Raw genomic sequence first — 19,231 nt, 5'->3', positions numbered from 1 at the left:
CATCTTGCCTGTTCTAGATGACTGCAAACAACTACAAAAAACAGACTCTTTGTGGAACAGGCATCTTGCCTGTTCCTCACAAAAGGCTACACATATTACGAATCCCGATCGAGCTTCAGCACAGCCATAAAAGCCTCCTGCGGCACATCCACAGTACCCACAGACTTCATCCGCTTCTTACCCTTCGCCTGCTTTTGCAGCAACTTCTTCTTCCGCGAAATATCACCGCCGTAACACTTCGCCAACACATCCTTCCGCAAAGCCGGAATGTGCTCGGAAGCAATCACCTTAGCGCCAATTGTCGCTTGAATGGGAACCTTAAATTGGTGGCGAGGAATCAACTCCTTGAGTTTTTCCGTCAACCCGCGGCCCACATTGTAAGCTTTATCGCGGTGTACGATCATCGCCAAAGCGTCAACCGGATCGCCATTAATTAAAATGTCCATTTTCACTAACGGATTTTCGCGATAACCAATTATGTGATACTCCATGCTCGCATAACCGCGCGATCGCGATTTCATCTGGTCAAAAAAGTCCGTCACCACCTCCGCCAAAGGCAACTCGTAAACCAGCGTAGTTCGGCCTTGACTCAGATACTTCATATCCATAAAAATGCCCCGCCGACTTTGAGACAGTTCCATCAGCGCGCCCACATAAGTTTCCGGCGACAGCATTTCTACCCGCACATAAGGTTCCTCAATTTTCTCCCGATACTGAGGATCGGGCAAGTGGCTGGGATTGTCAATTGTTAAGACTTCTCCTTTAATAGTTGTAATTTGATAAACCACAGAAGGAGCCGTAACAATCAAATCCAAATTGTATTCTCTCTCCAGTCTTTCTTGCACAATTTCCATGTGCAGCAAACCCAAGAAACCGCAGCGGAAACCAAATCCCATCGCACTCGAAGTTTCCGGTTCGTAAGAAAGCGCCGCATCGTTGAGTTCGAGTTTTTCTAAAGCTTCCCGCAAATCGGGAAATTGGTCAGCATCGATCGGGAACAAGCCGCAAAAAACCATCGGCTTTGCTTCTGTATAACCCGGCCAAGGCTCCGGTGCAGGCTTTTTGACCAAAGTAATCGTATCGCCAACGCGAGCATCAGCTACGGCTTTAATTGCCGCGCCCAGATAACCAACTTCCCCCGCGTGCAGTTCGTCTACTTGAACTTGCGTCGGTGAAAGGATGCCCAATTCATCAATGACATATTCCTTGCCCGAAACCATCAACAAAACTCGATCGCCCTTTTTGACACTTCCGTCCATCACCCGGAAATACACAATTACCCCGCGATAAGGGTCGTAATAACTATCAAAAATTAGCGCCCGCAGCGGTTTGTCAACAGTATCCTGCGGTGGCGGCACCAATTCCACGATCGACTCCAAAATCTCATCTATACCAATTCCTTCCTTAGCCGAAGCCTCAATCGCCCCGCTACAGTCCAGACCGATAATTTCTTCAATTTCCCCTTTTACCCGTTCCGGTTCTGCCCCCGGCAGGTCAATTTTATTTAAAACTGGAATAATTTCCAGATTGTGTCCCAAGGCAAGGTAGACATTTGCCAGGGTTTGTGCTTCCACGCCTTGAGATGCGTCTACCACCAGCAGCGCCCCTTCGCAAGCAGCGAGCGATCGCGACACCTCGTAAGAAAAGTCCACGTGTCCGGGAGTGTCGATCAGGTTGAGCACGTACTCCTGACCGTCCTTGGCAGTGTAATTCATCCGAGCCGCTTGCAGCTTGATCGTAATGCCGCGTTCGCGTTCGAGATCCATATTGTCTAAAAACTGCTCCTTCATCTCCCGTGCCTGCACAGTCCCAGTCGCCTGCAACAGGCGATCGGCCAAGGTCGATTTTCCGTGGTCGATGTGAGCAATAATCGAAAAATTACGAATGCGAGATACAGGGACGTTAGTCATGTTTTTTATCGAAGAGCTAATCGGCAAAGGATACTTTTTGTTGTATGATTACACAAGCAAGAGTAGAGTGCTTACTTCAACCTCTTACTGGGGATTGAGATGAAACCACAACTGAGGCAAACCTCAAGAGTATCAGTTATTAGCCTTTCAAGTGTCCGATCGAGCCCGGACACCCAAAAGGAAAAAACTTTTCTCTCTCTCATTGTACAGAAAGCGGTTAAGCGGTTGAGGAAAGGTTGGGTGCAAATCAGGGACTGCCAATATCTAGTCCAGTCGGTTGTCATCAAAAGAATTGAAACTTAAGAATTAAAACTAGGATTTTTAAACTATGAGCGAATCAAGAATACCTTCCCACAGTTCGTCAGAAAAAGTCGAACTGTCCATCCATATCGATCCTGAACTGCTAGACCAAATTAAGCACTTGACGAATGACCCCAGCAAAGTCATTGAAACAGCAATCAAGCAGTGGCTCCGAGGCGAGCGCCGGGAAGACGAGCTGGCTCTGAGTTTACGCCGCAACCCCCCAGTCCCGCCGCGTGGTGAATGGAACGACTGAGGTGCTCTCGCCCCAGACGGCGCGCGCAAATCTGCAGGCTGTGAAATTTAGATCGCGCGGGCGATCTCCTGCAGATTTCGTGGCTAAAGCTACAGGTGGTGGGCGAGTGAACTCGGCTAAATCACAACCTCGGAACTATTCTAGGTGAGGGAAAAAATGCGTGAGCCATTCCCCGACTTGAGTTGTTCGCAGCCTCATATTTTGGCGTAATTTTCACACTTGATAGTTAATCGGTGCAGATTCCTAATTTCTCAATCTTAATTTTTATCTTTAAATTACCCAAAACGGCTGAGAACGAATAGTTTTGAGTTTTGAGTTGAGTTCAGAATTAAAGAATTAATATTTTATGAGTTCATTAATCACTCAAAAGTCAATAGTAGAAGCCTAAAAGTTTTGCAAATTGTGAGTTTTGAGCGATTAATGTTTTAATTAAAAAGCCAACAACTTTTTAATTGATTAATAACTCACAAATTAACAGTAGAAGCCCCAAACAAGGGGGAGTATTGAGTTCTTTATTAAAAACTCAATACTCAAAAATCCGAACTACTTTCATCCCCTACTCTGATGGACTCTAACACAGATTTCCGGCGATCGAGCCTCGCCTCTACAGTTTTTTTTCAAGAGTTAGGGGCAGAATTAGTATTTACCCAAGACGCCTCTGGTCGATATCTATCTTTTTACTGGCAAAAAGCCGAGCAGTACAACCTTACAGCAGAACAAATTGTCGATCGCCCCCTCAGCGAAACCCTGCAACCCATCCCCCCAGCGCCTTATCTCGATATCCTGCGGCGGGCGATCGAAACCCTCGTACCGCAAAGGTTCAGCTATCCATTTTGCCACGCCGGACAATATTTTCTCTTCGATTTGACACTCACTCCGGCGATCGACTCAAACGGCAAAGCTACAAAAGTCTTAGTTATGGGAAGGCTGCTGTCTGACAAACCCACAGACAGACGGCCCGACTCCCCAGAATTCATGCTCTATCGAGCTTTGCCATCCCCCTTGGACGGCCGTCAACAAATGTCGCTTCCAGCGAGCCGTATCCCCGGTCGATCGCTCCCTCCCTACTCGGAAATCGACCGTAAAATCATCTCCCAAATCGCTCAAAACCTGCACAAAACCCTCGATCTCGCCACCATTTGGCAGCAAACTGTTAACAGCTTGGGTCAAGTTTTAAACGCGAGTCGCTGCATCATCTGTTCCTACAAAAAAGACAGCGAAAATCTCGAAACATCCCCCTTCCTAGCCTCCGAAAATCAGCAATATTCGACCGCAGCAGCAGCCGAATTACAACAGTCAATAGCTAGCTACCCCTCGCCCCCGCTTTCCCCAACTCAAATCGAAAATCTCCAATCGAAAACTTTTAAAGTAGTAGCTGAGTACCGCCAAGAAGCTTACTCTTCTATGCTGGGATTAGAACTGCGCGCAGCCGAACAGCCGGGGTGGATTCAAACTTTAGCCACCTTAAAACCAGTAGCAGTCGATTACGCCTCCCCCGCCGCCGATCCCTTCCACCGCCATTCCGTGCTCGTAGCAGCTACCTCCTATGAAGACCAACCCAATGCACTGATATGTTTGCACCGCTGCGGCAGTTCCCCGAAATGGAGTCCAGTCGAACTCGAATTCGCCCGCGAGTTAGTCGCTCAAGTCGGCAGTGCGATCGCCCACGCTACACTTTACCAAGAATTAGAACAGGCTCGCGCCGAAGCCGTGGCTCTTTCCCAACTTAAAAGTCAATTTCTTGCTAATACTTCTCATGAACTCCGCACCCCCCTCAACGGCATCCTCGGCTTCCTAAAACTGCTTATGGACGGCATGGCAGATGACCCCGAAGAAGCGCACCAATTTATCGAAGAAGCTTACCGCTCAGCAGTACATTTGTTCAATGTGATTAACGATATTTTGGATGTCGCTAAAATCGAAGCTGGCAAAATGGAGTTAGACCTCGCTCCCGTCAAACTCGGTGAACTGTTGCAACAAGTTGAGGATTTTACACGGGTTCAAGTCGAGCAAAAGCGATTGCAATTTCAAATCCAAAAACCCCCTGTGGAGGACGAGATTATTTTGTATGGCAACTACCAACGCCTGCTTCAAGTAATCTTGAACCTCACGGGCAATGCAATTAAATTTACCGGGGAAGGGGGAATTCGCATCAGTGCCGAGGTTATTAAGAAAAAGGTGACTGTTCACAACCAGCAGTTCCCCGGAATGGTAAAAATTCGAGTTGCTGATACTGGCATTGGGGTTTCTCTCGACAAGCAAGATAAATTATTTGAGTCGTTTTTTCAGGTGGACGGCGATCGTACCAGACAATACGGCGGCACCGGTTTGGGATTGGCTATTTCTCAAAAACTGGTAGAAGCGATGGGGGGTACAGTAAATTTTTACAGTATGGGGGAAGGACTCGGCTCGACGGTTACTTTTACTGTGCCGCTTTATCAAGAACCACTATTTAAAAATTAATCATATCGATTCCGGTTGCACTCCTTATCATTGTTGACTGTTGACTGTTGACTGTTGACTTTGTGTCAAAAAAATGAAAATTGCGCGAATTATTTGTTGGCAGCTTAATTCCACTTTACGCCCCACGATGAAGCGCGGATTTGATATCATTCCGGCGCAGCCGGAATTGATATTACCAATTACCAATTACCCAACTGTACCTTACTCACTTAAAAATTCCTATATTCCTGTATTCGTGAGTTCCGTTTCGTGAATAAAAGTCATCGATAATTGGTAATTATCCTATAAACACAGTTCGATCGCCCACCAGCGTATCAATTTTGACTTTTATCCGTCGCCAAGCTCCCTTTTTGGGAGTTTTGGGATCATATTGATCACCCACGCTACTTCTGATCCCCACCCAGAATTGGCATAAATCAAATCCGGGGGATACGGATAACAGCTAATCTTTAATCTGTCGGCTGGAAGCTCACACCTCCGAGTAAACCCGCATAAACCGCCAACTTTACAAGAACTTCATGCCTACTTTTAGCACTGATTCAGCTTTTCAATCCCCTACTGTCAAGGATTTTTAAGAAAACAGGATGCTCTCTCTTCTATGTGAAAATCATAAAGATCTTGTAAAGACACCGCAAATACTTAGTAATGTTTGACGGTCTGTGGCAATATTTAAGTAGAATTACGTAATCCATAAGTCTGACAGAGGCTGGCTGGCAAATTCAGTAACTCCCAGCCCTGTTGCCGGAGTGGTAAACTTTTGCCAGTCTAGTAGAAAAAGGGTTGCTATGAATCAGCAAATATCAGCTCAATCGCAAAAGCTTTTACTCCAAATTGGCAGAAATATTCGTCGCACCTTGGATCTCAATACCATCTGGCAGCAAACAGTTAACAGTCTGGGAGAAACACTAGGCGTCAGCCGCTGTATCCTTTTTCCCTATGAAAGTTCTAGCCTGCAAGTTAAAGTAGCTGCTGAATACTGCCAAGAACCATTTTTACCGATGCTGGGAATGGAAATCTCGCTCACAGCAGCACCTCATTTCCTTCAAGCTCTAGCCACCCTCGAACCGGTGGTAGTAGAGTCCTTTGCAGCCAATGACTCTTTTGGGCAGCAGTCGCTGCTAGTGGTGGCTACCGCTTACCAAGAGCAACCTAACGGCATAATTAGCTTGCATCAGTGCAAAGGTCGATCGTCCGGGAAGGGTAAGACCGATCAACCTTGGACTCAATGCCAGATCGAATTCGCACAAGAACTTGCCGAGCAAGTAGGAAGTGCGATCGCCCTTGCCACCCTCTACCAAGAACGCAGCAAGCGAGTACAAGGACTATCCCAGCTCAAAAAGCAATTTTTGTTGAAGGCGTCCCACGAGCTCCGCACTCCCCTAAATCACATCATCGGCTATCTACAACTAACCATAGACGATCAAGCTGACGATCCCATAGAGGAGAGAGATTTTATCGAAGAAGCTCACCGTTCGGCTATCCACCTTTCTCAGGTAGTTTCCAATATCTTAGATTACATTGAGTTAAGTGAAGCTTGCCAAACTCACGCAGAGTTAGCCACTTTCAGGAGTCAGGAAAAATCTGGGCATCAGTAAACCTTCTAGTGGCGTATTTAACAAGTCTAATATTTACCGTGCCAACAATTTTTACCCAGGAAAAAGCTGACACTTTATCGATAGATTCCCTCAATAAATTCCATAGCTGGTTCATCAATTATTTTTAGGTAATTATAGTTTTACCCAGTACAACATATAGCGGTTCTCAAGCGTGGTGAAGTATGGGAGCGATCCCTATGCCTATGCCCACGGAGGCCTATGCCCACGGAGGCCTATGCCCACGGAGGCCTATGCCCTATGACCACCTCATGTTACTGAGAAAGGCTATAGCAACTACTACCCGTAGTAGCTCGGTGTATTCATCATATTATGTCCGCTCGAACGACTCCCATTAAATAGGTTATTTGACCGGAAAGGATATTGCAAGCATAAGATTACACTTTTGCACTTTTAATGCTCTTAACTTGTGCTTGATAGAATTACCCGCCGCCCTTCTTTTTCATAGTTTTTGGAGGGCTGACATAGCGCGCCCAAAAAGGTTCCTCCATATCTTTCATCGCTGCTAGTTTTTGGCGCTCTTCCTCTATGCGCTTGCGTTCTGAAAGATTAGAAAATATGTTGATACTGCCGACAGTCTGGCCACCCGCATCTCGCACCCGTGCGGCAAACAGCCAAACATCGATCGAACTACCGTCTTTTTTCAACAAAGATATTTCCAAACCGTTTTGCGGTTTGCCATTAGACGCAGACTTTAGCAGCCCGTAAAAATCTTGCTTTTGGCCTTCAGGAATATTCGGTAAAGGTTTCCCTAAAACCTCAGCCGCAGTCCAGCCAAAAAGTTGTTCGGCGGCGCGGTTCCAAACAACGGTATTGCCGTCATTGCTGGTACAGTTAATCGCCAGCGGCGCCGATGCTATCTGGGCTTGCAAAACTTGGTTAACGAGTTGCAGTTTCAATTCTACTTGCTTGCGATCGGTAATTTCCTGACAAGCGCCCCACAAACGGACAACCCGTTCCGCAGTTTTGTCCCACACCACTTGCCAGTAGTCCCGCACCCAGCGCACCTCGCCTTTTTGATTAATAATGCGATACTCATTAGCTCCAGTGCGGCTGAAAGTACAGCCTTCTAATTGTTTAATTAACATTTCCCTGTCGTCGGGATGAACGAGTTCCGAGTTCCACCAACCAAACGATTCTAATTCTTCAGGAACGCAACCAGTGCAGCGCTCAAAAGCTTCTGTCGCCCACTCGCAGGCGAACTTGCCGTCGGGCAGTCCCTTAAAAGAATAGGCAAAATCCGAAGTAATTTGCGACATAACTCTGTAGTGCAGTTCCGACTCTCTGACTGCGATTTCGGCTTGCTTGCGTTCCCCTATTTCCCGCGAATAAATTATAATTCCCTGCACACTAGAATCGTAAAGCAAACTGTTACCTACCGACTCCATGTAGATCCAAGAACCGTCAGCGTGGCGTTTCCGATATTCGATTGCCCCCCCAATTCCTGGAGATTCTAACAACTTACCAAAATACGTCTGCCAAGCCAGCAAATCGTCTGGATGGATTAACTCGCCGTGAAATTTGCCAATTCTTTCTTCTGGGTTGTAACCCAAAAGCCGCTGTAGGGATCCGCTGTGGTATCGAACTCGCCCGTCCGAGCCAACAATGCTAATTAGATCGGGAGAATTACGAAGCATAGCTTGCAGTTTGGCTTCACTTTTAGTTAATGCTTGATTGTCCCTGCGATGCTGGCTGATTTGTTTTTCCAACTGCTCCCGTAGCTGTCTGATTTGCCCTACTTGCTGGGCTACAGTCCGTTCCAAGAGGCGATTATTTTTTTCAATTTCAACCAGCTTTGCCGCGTTATTTGTGGCGCTTTCAAACAAGCGGCTGCCTGCCATTTCCTGTAGAGAATTTGATAAATTTTCCAAAGTCTTTGTGAAAATTGCCTGTTGCGAGTGTGGCAATTCCCTAGCTTGTTCCTGCAAGGTTTCTAAGTGTTTGTAGACAGTTTCTAGCATTTTATTAAGGGGGGAATCTAATAGTTGCCTGCGGGTGCAACCCCTAAAAAGCGGACACAAGTTTTTTCAACATAACCCATAACTAAGACTGGTGTGTGGCGATCGACCCATCGCGCTCTCAATAACCAGGCATTTTGGGACTTTCTCTTCAAATCATAGCAACCGATAGAGAAAGTAAATTCTTGTTGCGCCCTAATTGCCAGCCCAGCCGCACCCCCAAAAAGTGCTCGCCAGGAGTGCGGGTAACTCCCCTATCCCGTGAATGTGGGGCTTCTCGCGGTTAAGCTAAACTAGATGGGTGTCAAGAGAAAGAGGGATTTATGACAGAGCAAGCCAACGCTCGCGATTTGTTTCGCGCTGCTTACGAACACCGCTATACCTGGGATGCCAATTTTCCCGGTTACAGTGCCGATATTGAACTCAAACAGGGCGACGAAGTATATACGGGTCATGTTTGGATCAAACCCGACATGAGCGTGGAAGTCACCGGCATTGAAGACGAGGAAGTGCAGCAAAGCGTTTACACCCAAATGCGCGATATTGTTACCCACCGCAAGCGCTCGACATTTGAAAAATCTCACGGCAAAAATAGCTTCACCCTGGGCGAGAAGGACAGCACCGACGCTGTGGACATCTTGGTACAAGGCGACTCAATGGGATCGAATTATAAAATCCGAGGTCTCTCAATTTGTCAAGTCAGCCGGGTGATGGGCCGCATGGCTTTCGTAATTGACACGCACAAAAGCTTAGAGACACCCGAAGGTTCTTTGGCTACTCACTACGATGCCGTTTTCCGCAACCCCCAAACAGACGAAATTATCAAAGAACTCGAATTTGAAGATACCTTTGAGAAGATAGGCGACTATTATGTCATGACAAAGCAAGTAGTTCGATCGAAAGAAAAAGGTCAATTGACAACAACCGAGTTCAACTACTCCAACGTCAAACTGCTAGAACCAGCAGTAGTGTAGCGCGATCAAAAACCCGATTTCTTAAATAAAACGGGTTTTTTTGGATAACGTATCAGAATCAACTTGATTTGGCGGCAAGTAACGCTACGATCGAACGAGAGAGCTAATTGGGAGCGAGCATCAGCGTGACAGAAACCGGGTTTCCTGGCGCGGGCTCACCTGAGTGCCTAAGTCTTTTATCAAAAAACCCGGTTTCTTAAATCCCGCGCGGGTTGAGAATGCTGTCCTTGAGTCAAATCGAACTTTCATCAACTGCAAGAAATCATCACAGAGGCGAAATATGACACTAGCACTAACCAGAGATAACGTCGAAACAGTTCTCGATGAAATGCGCCCCTACCTGATATCCGACGGTGGCAACGTCGAACTCGTAGAAATTGAGGGCCCAGTGGTACACCTGAGACTACAAGGAGCTTGTGGCTCTTGCCCGAGTTCCACAATGACTCTGAGAATGGGCATTGAACGTCGCCTGCGCGAGGCTATCCCAGAAATTGCCGAAGTCGAACAGGTAATGTAATTAGTCAGTTGGCAGTTGACGGTTGAGGGTTGACTGTTGACTGTTGACTGTTGACTGTTGACGGTTGACTGTTGACAGTTGACTGTTGGCAGTTGGCAGTTGACAGTTGACAGTTGACAGTTGACAGTTGACTGTTACCAAATTTAATTGCCAATTACCAATTACCCAATTTAATTACCAATTACCAATTACCAATTACCAAATTCACTTACCAATTACCAATTACTAAATTCAATGTCTCATCCCCTTTATGTAGCCTTCATTTGGCACCAACACCAACCGCTCTACAAATCCAGAGTATCAGCTAGCGCAGGAACAGCCCAGTACCGACTGCCTTGGGTGCGCTTGCACGGAGTCAAAGACTACTTGGATTTAGTTCTCCTTCTGGCAAAATATCCCAAACTGCATCAAACCGTAAACTTGGTTCCCTCCTTGATTTTGCAGATAGAAGACTGCATCGCAGACAGAGCATTAGACCCTTACTTGACGGTGACATTAAAGTCAGCAGAAATTTTAACCATCCCAGAACAAGAGTTCATTTTAGAACACTTCTTTGACGCCAATTATCACACCCTGATTCAGCCACACCCCCGCTACGCTCAACTCTACACTCAGCGGCAGGAAAAAGGCATTCAGTGGTGTTTGGCAAACTGGAAATTGCAGGATTTTAGCGACTTGCTGGCTTGGCATAATTTAGCTTGGATTGACCCGCTGTTTTGGGACGACCCCGATATTGCAGGGTGGCTTAAACAAGGAGAAAATTTTAGTTTGGTAGATAGAAAAAACATCTACTCAAAACAAAAAGAAATCCTCGCTCGCATCATTCCCCAGCACCGTAAAATGCAAGCGGAGGGACAGTTGGAAGTTTCCACAACCCCCTACACACACCCGATTTTACCGCTGCTTGCCGACACTAATGGCGGCCGCATAGCTATTCCAAACATGACGCTGCCACAACACCGGTTTCAGTGGGAAGAAGATATTCCCCGACACCTGAGAAAAGCCTGGGAAATGTATCAAGACCGGTTTGAGTGCCAACCGCGCGGTTTGTGGCCGTCGGAACAAGCAGTCAGCCCAGAAATTTTGCCCTACATTGCCAAACAAGGCTTTAAATGGATCGTCTCGGACGAAGCAGTATTGGGGTGGACAATTAAACACTTTTTCAACCGCGACGCGACAGGGAATGTCTACGAACCAGAATTCTTATATCGCCCTTACCGTTTAGAAACTCCTGACGGCGATTTAGCCATAGTATTTAGAGACCACAGATTGTCCGACTTGATCGGGTTTACCTACGGTTCGATGGAACCGGAAAAAGCAGCATCAGATTTAGTGGGACACTTAGAAGCGATCGGCAGAACTCTCAAACACCGACAGTCCGACGGCCAAACAGCTTTAGAAAATCCCTGGTTAGTGACGATCGCCCTAGACGGCGAAAATTGCTGGGAATTCTATCCCCAAGACGGCAAACCGTTCTTAGAATCCCTCTATCAAACTCTCAGCGACAATCCCGATATCAAATTAGTCACAGTCTCAGAATTTCTCGACAAATTCCCAGCAACCGAAACAATTCCCGCAGCCCAACTGCACACCGGTTCCTGGGTAGACGGTTCTCTGACAACTTGGATCGGCGATCCCGCGAAAAATCGCGCTTGGGACATATTAGGGCCCGCGAGACAAATGCTGGCCAACCATCCAGAGGCGACAGAAGAAACCAACCCAGAAGCTTGGGAAGCGCTTTATGCGGCCGAAGGTTCCGACTGGTTCTGGTGGTTTGGCGAAGGCCACACGTCGAACCAAGATGCCATGTTCGATCAGCTATTTCGCGAACACGTAGCGGGAATTTACGAAGCTCTCGGCGAGCCCGTACCCCCGGAAGTGCGGCGGCAAGTAGAGGTGCACTCTGTTCAAGGCGACCACCTGCCGCTGAGCTTTATTCACCCGGTGATTGACGGTATTGGCAACGAACAGGATTGGGACAAAGCCGGCCGGATTGAAGTTGGGGGAGCAAGGGGTACGATGCACCGGAGTTCGGCAATTCAGCGGCTTTGGTACGGGGTTGACCACTTGAATTTTTACATTCGCGCCGATTTCAAGGCAGGGGTGCGGCCGGGAATTGATTGCCCTCCACAGTTAAATTTGTTCTGGTTTTATCCCGATCGCACGATGAACAACAGTCTGATTCCGCTGTCGGGTTTGCCTGACGAAGCACCCCTAAACTATCGATACCACCATCAGTTAGAGATTAATTTGCTGACGAAATCGATTTGGTTTCAGGAAGCAGGAGAGGGCGATGAGTGGCAGCCCCGCATTAGCCGCGCCCAAGTGGGAGTGGATAAATGTTTGGAGGTAGCAGTACCCTGGGCGGATTTGCAAATTATGCCCGACTGGCAGGTGAGGCTGATTGCGGTTTTATCGGATGGGAGTCGTTACTCTAGCTGTATGCCGTTCGATTCTTTGATTCCGATCGGAATGCCGTAAAAATTCATTAGTCATTAGTCGTCATTAGTCTGTAGGGGCGGGTTTCACCAGCTTTCATAGAACTGCCAGCCCAAATACATATAAACCCGCCCTCGCCAACTGAATTAGTCAACAGTGATTAGTCATTAGTCATTAGTCATTTTTTGAACCAACAAACAATTAAATAATTATCAATTATTCTTGAAGTGGGGCTTCTACTCTGGCTGCTAATGCCTTCATCATTCGGATCGCGTCCGGTCGATCTAAGGCTATAAAATTTGTTCGTAGTGAGGGCTTCATCCCTCATAAAAAAGAGGACTTAAGTCCTGACTACCAAACATATAATGGTTAATTTACCGGACATCATATCATTAGTCATGGGGAAATTAACAAACTAATGAGCCGCATTTTACTCTTGGTCGATCGCCACCAACAACTTAATTTGCCGATCGCCCACCTCAACACCGAGCATGAGGTGATCGTACTCGATCGCGCTTTAGAACCCAACTCCGAATTTCCCTTTCCCCAAATCGCTTTTGACTTGTGCATTCTCGACGAGGCAAATTTTGATCGCATCGGGCCGCTGGTAGAATCATTAAAAACTGCCGCCGAGCCGATATTTTTACCGTTCTTGCTTGTTAGTAAATCCCAAACGCCTGCTCTTTTTGAGCAGCCATTTTCGCAGCAGGCAAAACAACTCAAACGCAGAATAGACGATTTGATAGTAAGTCCCGCAGAACCAGTCGAACTGCATTTGCGGGTAGAGAATTTGTTGGCCCGCAGGTGGCTGTCGCTAGAACTCCACAGACTTCAAAAAGTAATTAAAGAACAGACTTTTACAGAAAGTTTGTTAAAGGACTCGTTGCAAACGGCAAACGAAAACCTGCAACGGGAAATCGCCAAGCGGGCGGAGGTAGAAACTGCACTGCGAGAAAACTCCTATCTCAACTCGCTGATCAATGCCATGCCAGATATTGTCTGCTTCAAAGATGGCGAGGGCAGGTGGCTGGAGGCAAATCGAGCGATATTGGAAGTGTTCGAGCTAGAAAAGATAGACTACCGTGGTCTCAAAGATTCTCAGCTAGGAGAACTCAGCATTTTTTACCGCGAGGCGCTACAGGCGTGCGAGGTGAGCGATAGAGAAGCGTGGGAAAAAGGTGAGCTTTCTAGGGGAGAAGAAGTGATTCTCCGCTCAAACGGTACTGTGAAAATCTACGACGTGATTAAAGTACCCGTATTTCACCCCGACGGCAGACGCAAAAGTATAGTGATTTTGGGTCGCGACATTACCGAACACAAGCAAACTAGAGACGAACTCGTGCGCTTGGCGTCGATTGTCGAGTCTTCCGACGACGGCATTGTCGGCAAAACCCTCGCCGGGACAATTCAGAGCTGGAACGCAGGAGCAGAGAAGATTTACGGCTACTGTGCTGCGGAAATCAAGGGGCAGTCGATAGAGATTTTAGCAATACCCGAACGCCCCAAGGAAATGCCCCAAATTCTCGAAAATATTAGGGCTGGAGCCAGCATCGACCATTACGAAACCGTGCACTTGCGGAAAGACGGTCAACAGATAGATGTGTCCCTGACGATTTCTCCAATTAAAGACGCTACTGGAGCGGTAACGGGCGTTTCGACAATCTCTCGCGACATCAGCGACAGCAAGCGAGTCGAAAAAGCCTTTGAACAACTCCGCCACCAAACAGAAATGATTTTGTTCTCCGCAGGAGAAGGAATTTGCGGGTTGAACAAACAGGGAAAAGTAACTTTTGTCAATCCTGCGGCGGTGAGAATGGCTGGGTGCGAATCGAAGCAATTGATTGATCGACCACTCTATGAAAGCTTACACCGTGCACAGGAAGAATGCTCAAGGGCGATCGAGCAACTCTCACCTGCAACAGACATCAATTCAGGCTCTGAACTTGTCCCACACTGCGCCGCACCGCAGGCGGGCAAACGGCTGCCGAACCGGGTAAGTTCTCAAATTTTAGCCACCTTGGAAGACGGAGAGGCGCGGCGCGTCACCGATGAGATTTTTTGGCGGCGAGACGGCAGCAGTTTTCCGGTTGAGTACGTTGTCGCTCCGATGCGAGAACAAGGCGAAATTATTGGAGCTGTAGTGACTTTTAAGGATATCACGGAGCGGCTTGCCGTCGAGCGCATGAAAGATGAATTCATCTCTGTTGTCAGCCACGAACTGCGGACACCCATGACCTCAATTCACGGCGCCCTCGGCCTCCTCAACAGCGGCCTGCTGGACGCTTACCCCCAGAAAGCTAAGCGGATGCTGGAGATTGCTGTCACTAACACTGACCGTTTGGTGCGCTTGGTCAACGACATCCTAGATTTAGAGCGGATGGAGTCAAGTTACAGCACTGCCATCAAACAAACTTGCAATGTGGCTGAGCTGATGTTACAGGCGGCTGACGAGATGCAGGGAATGGCTCAGCAGGCGGGAGTTACTCTGTCAGTGAAGCCTGTGAAGGCGCAATTGCAAGCTGTTCCCGATCGGCTAATTCAAGCCTTGACAAATTTACTCAGTAATGCTATAAAATTTTCTCCCTCCGGCGCTACGGTGTGGCTGAGCGGGGAGTTGACCCACAATCGGGATTTGACAGAAAAAGCTGGGTTGAAGTCGGTGTCGTCTCCGTCTTTGTTGTCTCCTGAGCCTGCCGCCGCCCATCCGCATTTGCCAGGGACGAGCTCGTGGTACATCGTGATTGCTGTGAAAGACCAAGGGCGGGGTATTCCGCCAGACAAACTGGAGATGGTCTTTGAACGCTTTCAACAGGTGGATGCTTCTGATTCTCGCCAGAAGGGAGGTACTGGTTTGGGGCTGGCTATTTGTCGCAGTATCGTGCAGCAGCACGGGGGGCGGATGTGGGTGGAGAGCGTTTTGGGGGAGGGCAGCACTTTTTTCTTAAGTCTGCCACTTCTGAGGGAGGGGCTGGCAACTGAAAGTTAATTTCTACGCAGGTGTACCCAAAGTTACTGATTTTGTGCAGATTGTTCGATCAAGTCATCGATAAACAATCTCAGCCTTTTCTGCAGTTTGGGGACTGCGGGCAAAAAGCACAATTTGAGGTCGAAAAGCGGCTGTTTTTGGGTGGGATATTTTACAGCAACTGCGCCAGACGGTTAGGAAGTTCTTAGTTGAAACCCTGGCTGTCGATGGCAACTTCGGTCTTCCTTGTTCCTTCTTCCTTCAACATTTGCTATACAGTTTTGAAATTTTACTGTAAAGTCCGATCGGGTAAGATAATTTGCTTTACAAAATATTCACATTTCACCTCTAATCTATGATCAGTTCTCATTCATAAAAAAATGTTAATTTTGACTGCCAAGCGCATCCTGGTTATTGACGATGCGGAAGATATTCGGGAAGTAGCTCAAGTCAGTCTTGAACTGGTGGGGGGGTGGGAAGTCCTGACAGCGAGTTCTGGCCGCGAGGGCGTTGCTAAGGCTCTTGCCGAACAGCCTGATGCTATTCTATTGGACGTGATGATGCCCGACCAAGACGGGCCTACTACTTTTTTACAGTTACAAGCTAATAATGCTACGCAGCACATTCCGGTAATTTTATTGACAGCTAAGGCTCTGGCTGGGGACAGGCGGATGTTCGCCGATTTGGGGGTGGTGAGCGTGATTGCTAAGCCTTTTGAACCGATGTTTTTGGCGGCTCAGGTCGCTGAAGCTTTGGGCTGGGAGCAAGAATAGGTCGCGCCCATGGAATTGTGCAGCTTTTAAAGCAGTAGTTTTGCAGGCAAAGAGAGTTAAAAAAACTTGCTTTCTTTGGTGGCGTTGCTGAGCTCGAATCGGGTCGATCGGACAGGATATATGTAGGGGCTTAGGCGCCGTGCCTTTCGTCCTGTCAGCTTAAGACTAAAAACCGCCGTCCGGTATCAGTTTCAACGGGAGCATCTCAATGAAAGCAGCCAAGCTAGAAATTGGAGTTTTGAGGCCCGAGGCTGCGAGGCAGGAGGAAAGAGGAAGAAGGAAGGAGCCAGAAGAAGTGTTTTTACAAATATGAGATGCTCCCAGTTTCAACCCTGTCGGTCTTGGGGTGAAATTGATACCAATTAGCGATGCCTAATTCCCTATTGCTAGTGCGTCTATTTAACCGGATTCGACCTCAGCCATGAACTGAATATTCCTGTGGATTTCTCGGACAAATATAAGCTGGCAGGAGTATTTTACTTTTTGTGACAACTTACTCGTCTTCATAAGTTCTTCAGGTTTTAGTTTTATGTTTAAGCAGAACGTCAGGGATCGCTCCTGACTGTTGGCAGACACATTGGGAGAAGACGACTATGCCCTCAGCTTACATTTTGCTACTAATAGTTTCTCTGGCAGCAGTCTGGATTTACTGGCAAACCTCTCAAGATATTTTTGTGCTTGTGGCTTGGGCCGGGCTCGGTTGTTTTATTTGGGGTTTCTCTTGGGCTCCTTGGAGCGTTCAGCTTTTGATTGTGGTGTTACTGTTGGGCCTCCAAAAGTGCTACTTGCGCGACGCCCAAAGCTGTGAGTGAAAGAGATTTGTTATTTTTGTGCCTGGAATTGAGATGTGCAGGCTTTCGTGAATCTCTCTAATGATTGGGTTATCGCTCCATATCTTCAAAAAAGGTTTAAAATATCATGAATAGTTGCCCTTGTTGCTCCTCTAAATTGCTCCGCCACGCTCGCCACAATCGCGTTTATTGGTTCTGCTCGCACTGCTGGCAGGAAATGCCCGATCTATCGGAGATGATTTTACGTAACAGCGTGCGGAATCACAAACGCGACGGTTTGGTGAAGGTGGCGACTTTGACTCCTAAATTGAGGATTTTTGATTCTGTAGAAATTGCTTAGTTTGCTGGAGTTAGTCTCGCGATAAATATTGAGACTGAAAAGATTTTTGTTTGTGTCCTCTGTGGGATTTTTTGATAAAAAATGCACTCATCCCCTTCCGTGTGAAGTGAAGGGGACTTCTTAGCGGGGGGATGAGTGCACTTGTGATGGGGTCGATCGTCCGACTGAATTTCAGCTATTGTATGCAGTTAAGCTGATTACATCAAACCGATTTGAGAGAGAATGCCTTGACCGGTGAGGAATTCGGTAGCTAGGCCGATAACGAAGCCCAACATTGCCAAGCGGCCGTTCCAGGTTTCAGCAAACTCAGTGAAGCCCAACTTTGCGTCTTTGTTTTCCATGACCAGAAACCTCGTTTAATTTCAACCTTATGTAACTAAACTTAACACAGCAGTACAAAGTTTGCAACATATTTTTACATTTACTGTTTAAATGCCGGATCTCAGCGGGATGGGCCCGCAGTCCGAGGGGCGATCGCATCGGAGGCGAGAAACCTGGTTTCTTCTTGTATTTTTCGTGACTCGTCGCAAAATCTCGTACAAACCGGGTTTCTGAGGTCAGGGCGCGTGGGTCGAAGGATGTCAGAAAAATAATTTTTAGTTAATATAAAATAGCAAAAATCTAGTGACACTCCGCCTGGGGTGCCCCGGAAGAGCAAACCCTAATTGTTTCGCACACAGCATCATTCCGGGGCACCATGCAATCTGAATCTATTAGATGCGAAGGTATTTCACAAAAATACTCATCACCTCACCACTTTTAGCAGTTGGTAGCAGGGGACTCCAGACACCAACCTCAGCGTACCCGCGCGCGTGGAGTAGGTAAATTGTACTCCTGACAGCTTGGGGAGAACCTATTAGCAGATGTTTGAGGGGTTCTTTCTCAGGATTTGCTGCGTCGGGAGTTAACAGGGACGCGGGAAGTTGAATGGCGTCGCTGCTGGAATTGGATAAAAAACTCTGTGTCACAGTGATTAAAGGCTTTTGCTAGTTGAGTGCTACATCCAAAAAATACAACACCCAGCCCGCTTGATACCACCAAATTAGTGTAAATATTCCCCTATTTTCTTAGATTTGTTTTTGATTCGTTCTAGTACCTCCTCCAAAAAATCTTCATTTTTGCCAGCAACCTCTATCATCTCTCGCAGCGTGTCAGCGTATGACAAGGTACGCTTGTGGTGGTCTGGCATTTTTTCAAAACTCGGCCCCCACCGCTTGACGGCATCAATATTAACGCCTAAAACCTTTACCAGAAGCAGGTTGCAACGCGCTTTGTAGCCTCTGGCTTTTTCTTCTTCTTGTGTGGCGTGGAACCACCGACGGCAAAAATCCCAAGCTTCCATTGACTCACTCAGCCAGCTAAACCATTTGTCGCGTCGCGACGTTCTGCAAGTTCGCAACATAGGGTAAAAATTACACTGTTTTAGGATTATGGTATCATCCCATTTGGTGTAATATTTCCCCTAATAGACTATAGCTGACAATTGGGACTTACCCACGGGTAGCCAGAAACCGGGTTTTTTTACGAAAATACTTCGCTGCATCCGGCACATTCGATAAAAAACCCGGTTTCTTTTGTCGGAGCGCATAAGTCCCGTTCATAAAATAAAGCTCAAAAAATAAATCAGATTACCCCTTGACATTTTAGAATTAATGCGCCAGCATCAAAGCAGTATAGCTGAGATAAACACCCTCATTCAAAAGCAAGGAGTGTTGGTTAAGTCGTCTCAGCGAGGATGAGCGTTTATTTCGGCTGGCACAACATTTGTTTAAATGTGTATATCAACGGGTTTTTAGAACCCCTAGCCGAAGTTTACGCATCGTATCGCTGAGACGCTAACCAAACAACTACAAACTAAATTCAGAGTTTGTTACTAGAGCCATTTGTTAAATGGGAAAGCTCATTTTTGAGCGAACCCAAAAACAATACTTC

The 19,231-nt window shown here is 47.2% G+C and carries 16 protein-coding genes; 10 read left to right on the top strand and 6 right to left on the bottom strand.

Going from position 1 to position 19,231, the window contains the following annotated elements:
• Nucleotides 1-95: 95 nt before the first annotated feature.
• Nucleotides 96-1,910 (bottom strand): translation elongation factor 4, encoded by a 1,815-nt coding sequence (gene lepA, locus QUB08_RS02520; protein WP_333223194.1) that lies wholly within the window; start codon nucleotides 1,908-1,910, stop codon nucleotides 96-98.
• A 328-nt stretch (nucleotides 1,911-2,238) separates the two neighbouring features.
• Here lepA and QUB08_RS02515 point away from each other — a divergent pair, with 328 nt between their 5' ends.
• The 3 genes from QUB08_RS02515 (at nucleotide 2,239) to QUB08_RS02505 (ending at nucleotide 6,524) form a co-directional block, all read left to right on the top strand.
• Nucleotides 2,239-2,466: a hypothetical protein gene (locus QUB08_RS02515; RefSeq protein ID WP_333051858.1), complete on the top strand. Its 228-nt coding sequence runs from the start codon at nucleotides 2,239-2,241 to the stop codon at nucleotides 2,464-2,466.
• A gap of 564 nt (nucleotides 2,467-3,030) precedes the next feature.
• Nucleotides 3,031-4,929, top strand: a complete 1,899-nt coding sequence (locus QUB08_RS02510; RefSeq protein WP_333223192.1) for an ATP-binding protein — start codon at nucleotides 3,031-3,033, stop codon at nucleotides 4,927-4,929.
• Between the two features lie 785 nt (nucleotides 4,930-5,714).
• Nucleotides 5,715-6,524, top strand: coding sequence for a GAF domain-containing protein (locus tag QUB08_RS02505; protein WP_333223190.1), 810 nt, complete (start codon nucleotides 5,715-5,717; stop codon nucleotides 6,522-6,524).
• 440 nt (nucleotides 6,525-6,964) lie between these two features.
• Here QUB08_RS02505 and QUB08_RS02500 read toward each other — a convergent pair whose 3' ends face one another.
• Nucleotides 6,965-8,503 carry a PAS domain S-box protein gene (locus tag QUB08_RS02500; protein ID WP_333223188.1) on the bottom strand — a complete coding sequence of 513 codons (1,539 nt, stop codon included), beginning with the start codon at nucleotides 8,501-8,503 and terminating at the stop codon, nucleotides 6,965-6,967.
• A gap of 320 nt (nucleotides 8,504-8,823) precedes the next feature.
• Between QUB08_RS02500 and QUB08_RS02495 the strand changes: the two genes are divergently transcribed.
• Both QUB08_RS02495 and QUB08_RS02490 read left to right on the top strand, forming a co-directional pair.
• On the top strand, nucleotides 8,824-9,474 hold the full coding sequence (locus QUB08_RS02495; RefSeq protein ID WP_333155326.1) for a DUF3386 domain-containing protein: 651 nt from the start codon (nucleotides 8,824-8,826) through the stop codon (nucleotides 9,472-9,474).
• A 280-nt stretch (nucleotides 9,475-9,754) separates the two neighbouring features.
• Entirely contained in the window at nucleotides 9,755-9,991 is a 237-nt protein-coding gene (locus QUB08_RS02490; protein WP_333032298.1) for a NifU family protein, read from the top strand.
• Here the strand turns inward: QUB08_RS02490 and QUB08_RS02485 are convergent, their stop codons facing one another.
• Nucleotides 9,992-10,132 carry a hypothetical protein gene (locus tag QUB08_RS02485; RefSeq protein WP_333223186.1) on the bottom strand — a complete coding sequence of 47 codons (141 nt, stop codon included), beginning with the start codon at nucleotides 10,130-10,132 and terminating at the stop codon, nucleotides 9,992-9,994. It lies immediately after the preceding gene.
• 93 nt (nucleotides 10,133-10,225) lie between these two features.
• Here QUB08_RS02485 and QUB08_RS02480 point away from each other — a divergent pair, with 93 nt between their 5' ends.
• The 5 genes from QUB08_RS02480 (at nucleotide 10,226) to QUB08_RS02460 (ending at nucleotide 17,299) form a co-directional block, all read left to right on the top strand.
• Nucleotides 10,226-12,472 (top strand): glycoside hydrolase, encoded by a 2,247-nt coding sequence (locus tag QUB08_RS02480; protein WP_333223184.1) that lies wholly within the window; start codon nucleotides 10,226-10,228, stop codon nucleotides 12,470-12,472.
• 376 nt (nucleotides 12,473-12,848) lie between these two features.
• Complete coding sequence (locus QUB08_RS02475) at nucleotides 12,849-15,416, top strand: PAS domain S-box protein (RefSeq protein ID WP_333223182.1); 2,568 nt, start codon at nucleotides 12,849-12,851, stop codon at nucleotides 15,414-15,416.
• A gap of 359 nt (nucleotides 15,417-15,775) precedes the next feature.
• The gene (locus tag QUB08_RS02470; RefSeq protein WP_242715629.1) at nucleotides 15,776-16,168 is read left to right on the top strand and encodes a response regulator; all 393 of its coding nucleotides are present in this window, start codon (nucleotides 15,776-15,778) and stop codon (nucleotides 16,166-16,168) included.
• Between the two features lie 593 nt (nucleotides 16,169-16,761).
• On the top strand, nucleotides 16,762-16,980 hold the full coding sequence (locus tag QUB08_RS02465; RefSeq protein WP_333223180.1) for a hypothetical protein: 219 nt from the start codon (nucleotides 16,762-16,764) through the stop codon (nucleotides 16,978-16,980).
• Nucleotides 16,981-17,176: 196 nt separating this feature from the next.
• Nucleotides 17,177-17,299, top strand: coding sequence for a hypothetical protein (locus tag QUB08_RS02460; RefSeq protein WP_333223178.1), 123 nt, complete (start codon nucleotides 17,177-17,179; stop codon nucleotides 17,297-17,299).
• Between the two features lie 197 nt (nucleotides 17,300-17,496).
• Here the strand turns inward: QUB08_RS02460 and QUB08_RS02455 are convergent, their stop codons facing one another.
• The 3 genes from QUB08_RS02455 to QUB08_RS02445 all read right to left on the bottom strand — a co-directional run bounded on the left by QUB08_RS02455 (nucleotide 17,497) and on the right by QUB08_RS02445 (nucleotide 18,701).
• Nucleotides 17,497-17,640: a chlorophyll a/b-binding protein gene (locus tag QUB08_RS02455; protein WP_006632525.1), complete on the bottom strand. Its 144-nt coding sequence runs from the start codon at nucleotides 17,638-17,640 to the stop codon at nucleotides 17,497-17,499.
• A gap of 372 nt (nucleotides 17,641-18,012) precedes the next feature.
• On the bottom strand, nucleotides 18,013-18,267 hold the full coding sequence (locus QUB08_RS02450; protein WP_015176458.1) for a hypothetical protein: 255 nt from the start codon (nucleotides 18,265-18,267) through the stop codon (nucleotides 18,013-18,015).
• Between the two features lie 74 nt (nucleotides 18,268-18,341).
• A complete protein-coding gene (locus QUB08_RS02445; RefSeq protein ID WP_333172864.1) occupies nucleotides 18,342-18,701 on the bottom strand; it encodes a hypothetical protein in 360 nt (119 codons plus the stop codon).
• Nucleotides 18,702-19,231: the final 530 nt, after the last annotated feature.

The organism is Microcoleus sp. BR0-C5 (genome assembly GCF_036705045.1).
GTDB lineage: Bacteria > Cyanobacteriota > Cyanobacteriia > Cyanobacteriales > Microcoleaceae > Microcoleus.
The sequence above is the reverse complement of the archived record's forward strand: the minus strand, read 5'-3'. Positions and strand labels throughout refer to the sequence as shown.

Excerpts from the sequence above, each read along its gene's own strand:
- lepA (WP_333223194.1), bottom strand. The coding sequence starts at position 1,910 with ATGACTAACGTCCCTGTATCTCGCATTCGTAATTTTTCGATTATTGCT.
- QUB08_RS02455 (WP_006632525.1), bottom strand. The coding sequence starts at position 17,640 with ATGGAAAACAAAGACGCAAAGTTGGGCTTCACTGAGTTTGCTGAAACC.
- QUB08_RS02510 (WP_333223192.1), top strand. The coding sequence starts at position 3,031 with ATGGACTCTAACACAGATTTCCGGCGATCGAGCCTCGCCTCTACAGTT.
- QUB08_RS02480 (WP_333223184.1), top strand. The coding sequence starts at position 10,226 with ATGTCTCATCCCCTTTATGTAGCCTTCATTTGGCACCAACACCAACCG.
- QUB08_RS02500 (WP_333223188.1), bottom strand. The coding sequence starts at position 8,503 with ATGCTAGAAACTGTCTACAAACACTTAGAAACCTTGCAGGAACAAGCT.
- QUB08_RS02465 (WP_333223180.1), top strand. The coding sequence starts at position 16,762 with ATGCCCTCAGCTTACATTTTGCTACTAATAGTTTCTCTGGCAGCAGTC.
- QUB08_RS02475 (WP_333223182.1), top strand. The coding sequence starts at position 12,849 with ATGAGCCGCATTTTACTCTTGGTCGATCGCCACCAACAACTTAATTTG.
- QUB08_RS02495 (WP_333155326.1), top strand. The coding sequence starts at position 8,824 with ATGACAGAGCAAGCCAACGCTCGCGATTTGTTTCGCGCTGCTTACGAA.
- QUB08_RS02445 (WP_333172864.1), bottom strand. The coding sequence starts at position 18,701 with ATGTTGCGAACTTGCAGAACGTCGCGACGCGACAAATGGTTTAGCTGG.
- QUB08_RS02505 (WP_333223190.1), top strand. The coding sequence starts at position 5,715 with ATGAATCAGCAAATATCAGCTCAATCGCAAAAGCTTTTACTCCAAATT.
- QUB08_RS02460 (WP_333223178.1), top strand. The coding sequence starts at position 17,177 with ATGCCCGATCTATCGGAGATGATTTTACGTAACAGCGTGCGGAATCAC.
- QUB08_RS02490 (WP_333032298.1), top strand. The coding sequence starts at position 9,755 with ATGACACTAGCACTAACCAGAGATAACGTCGAAACAGTTCTCGATGAA.
- QUB08_RS02470 (WP_242715629.1), top strand. The coding sequence starts at position 15,776 with ATGTTAATTTTGACTGCCAAGCGCATCCTGGTTATTGACGATGCGGAA.
- QUB08_RS02515 (WP_333051858.1), top strand. The coding sequence starts at position 2,239 with ATGAGCGAATCAAGAATACCTTCCCACAGTTCGTCAGAAAAAGTCGAA.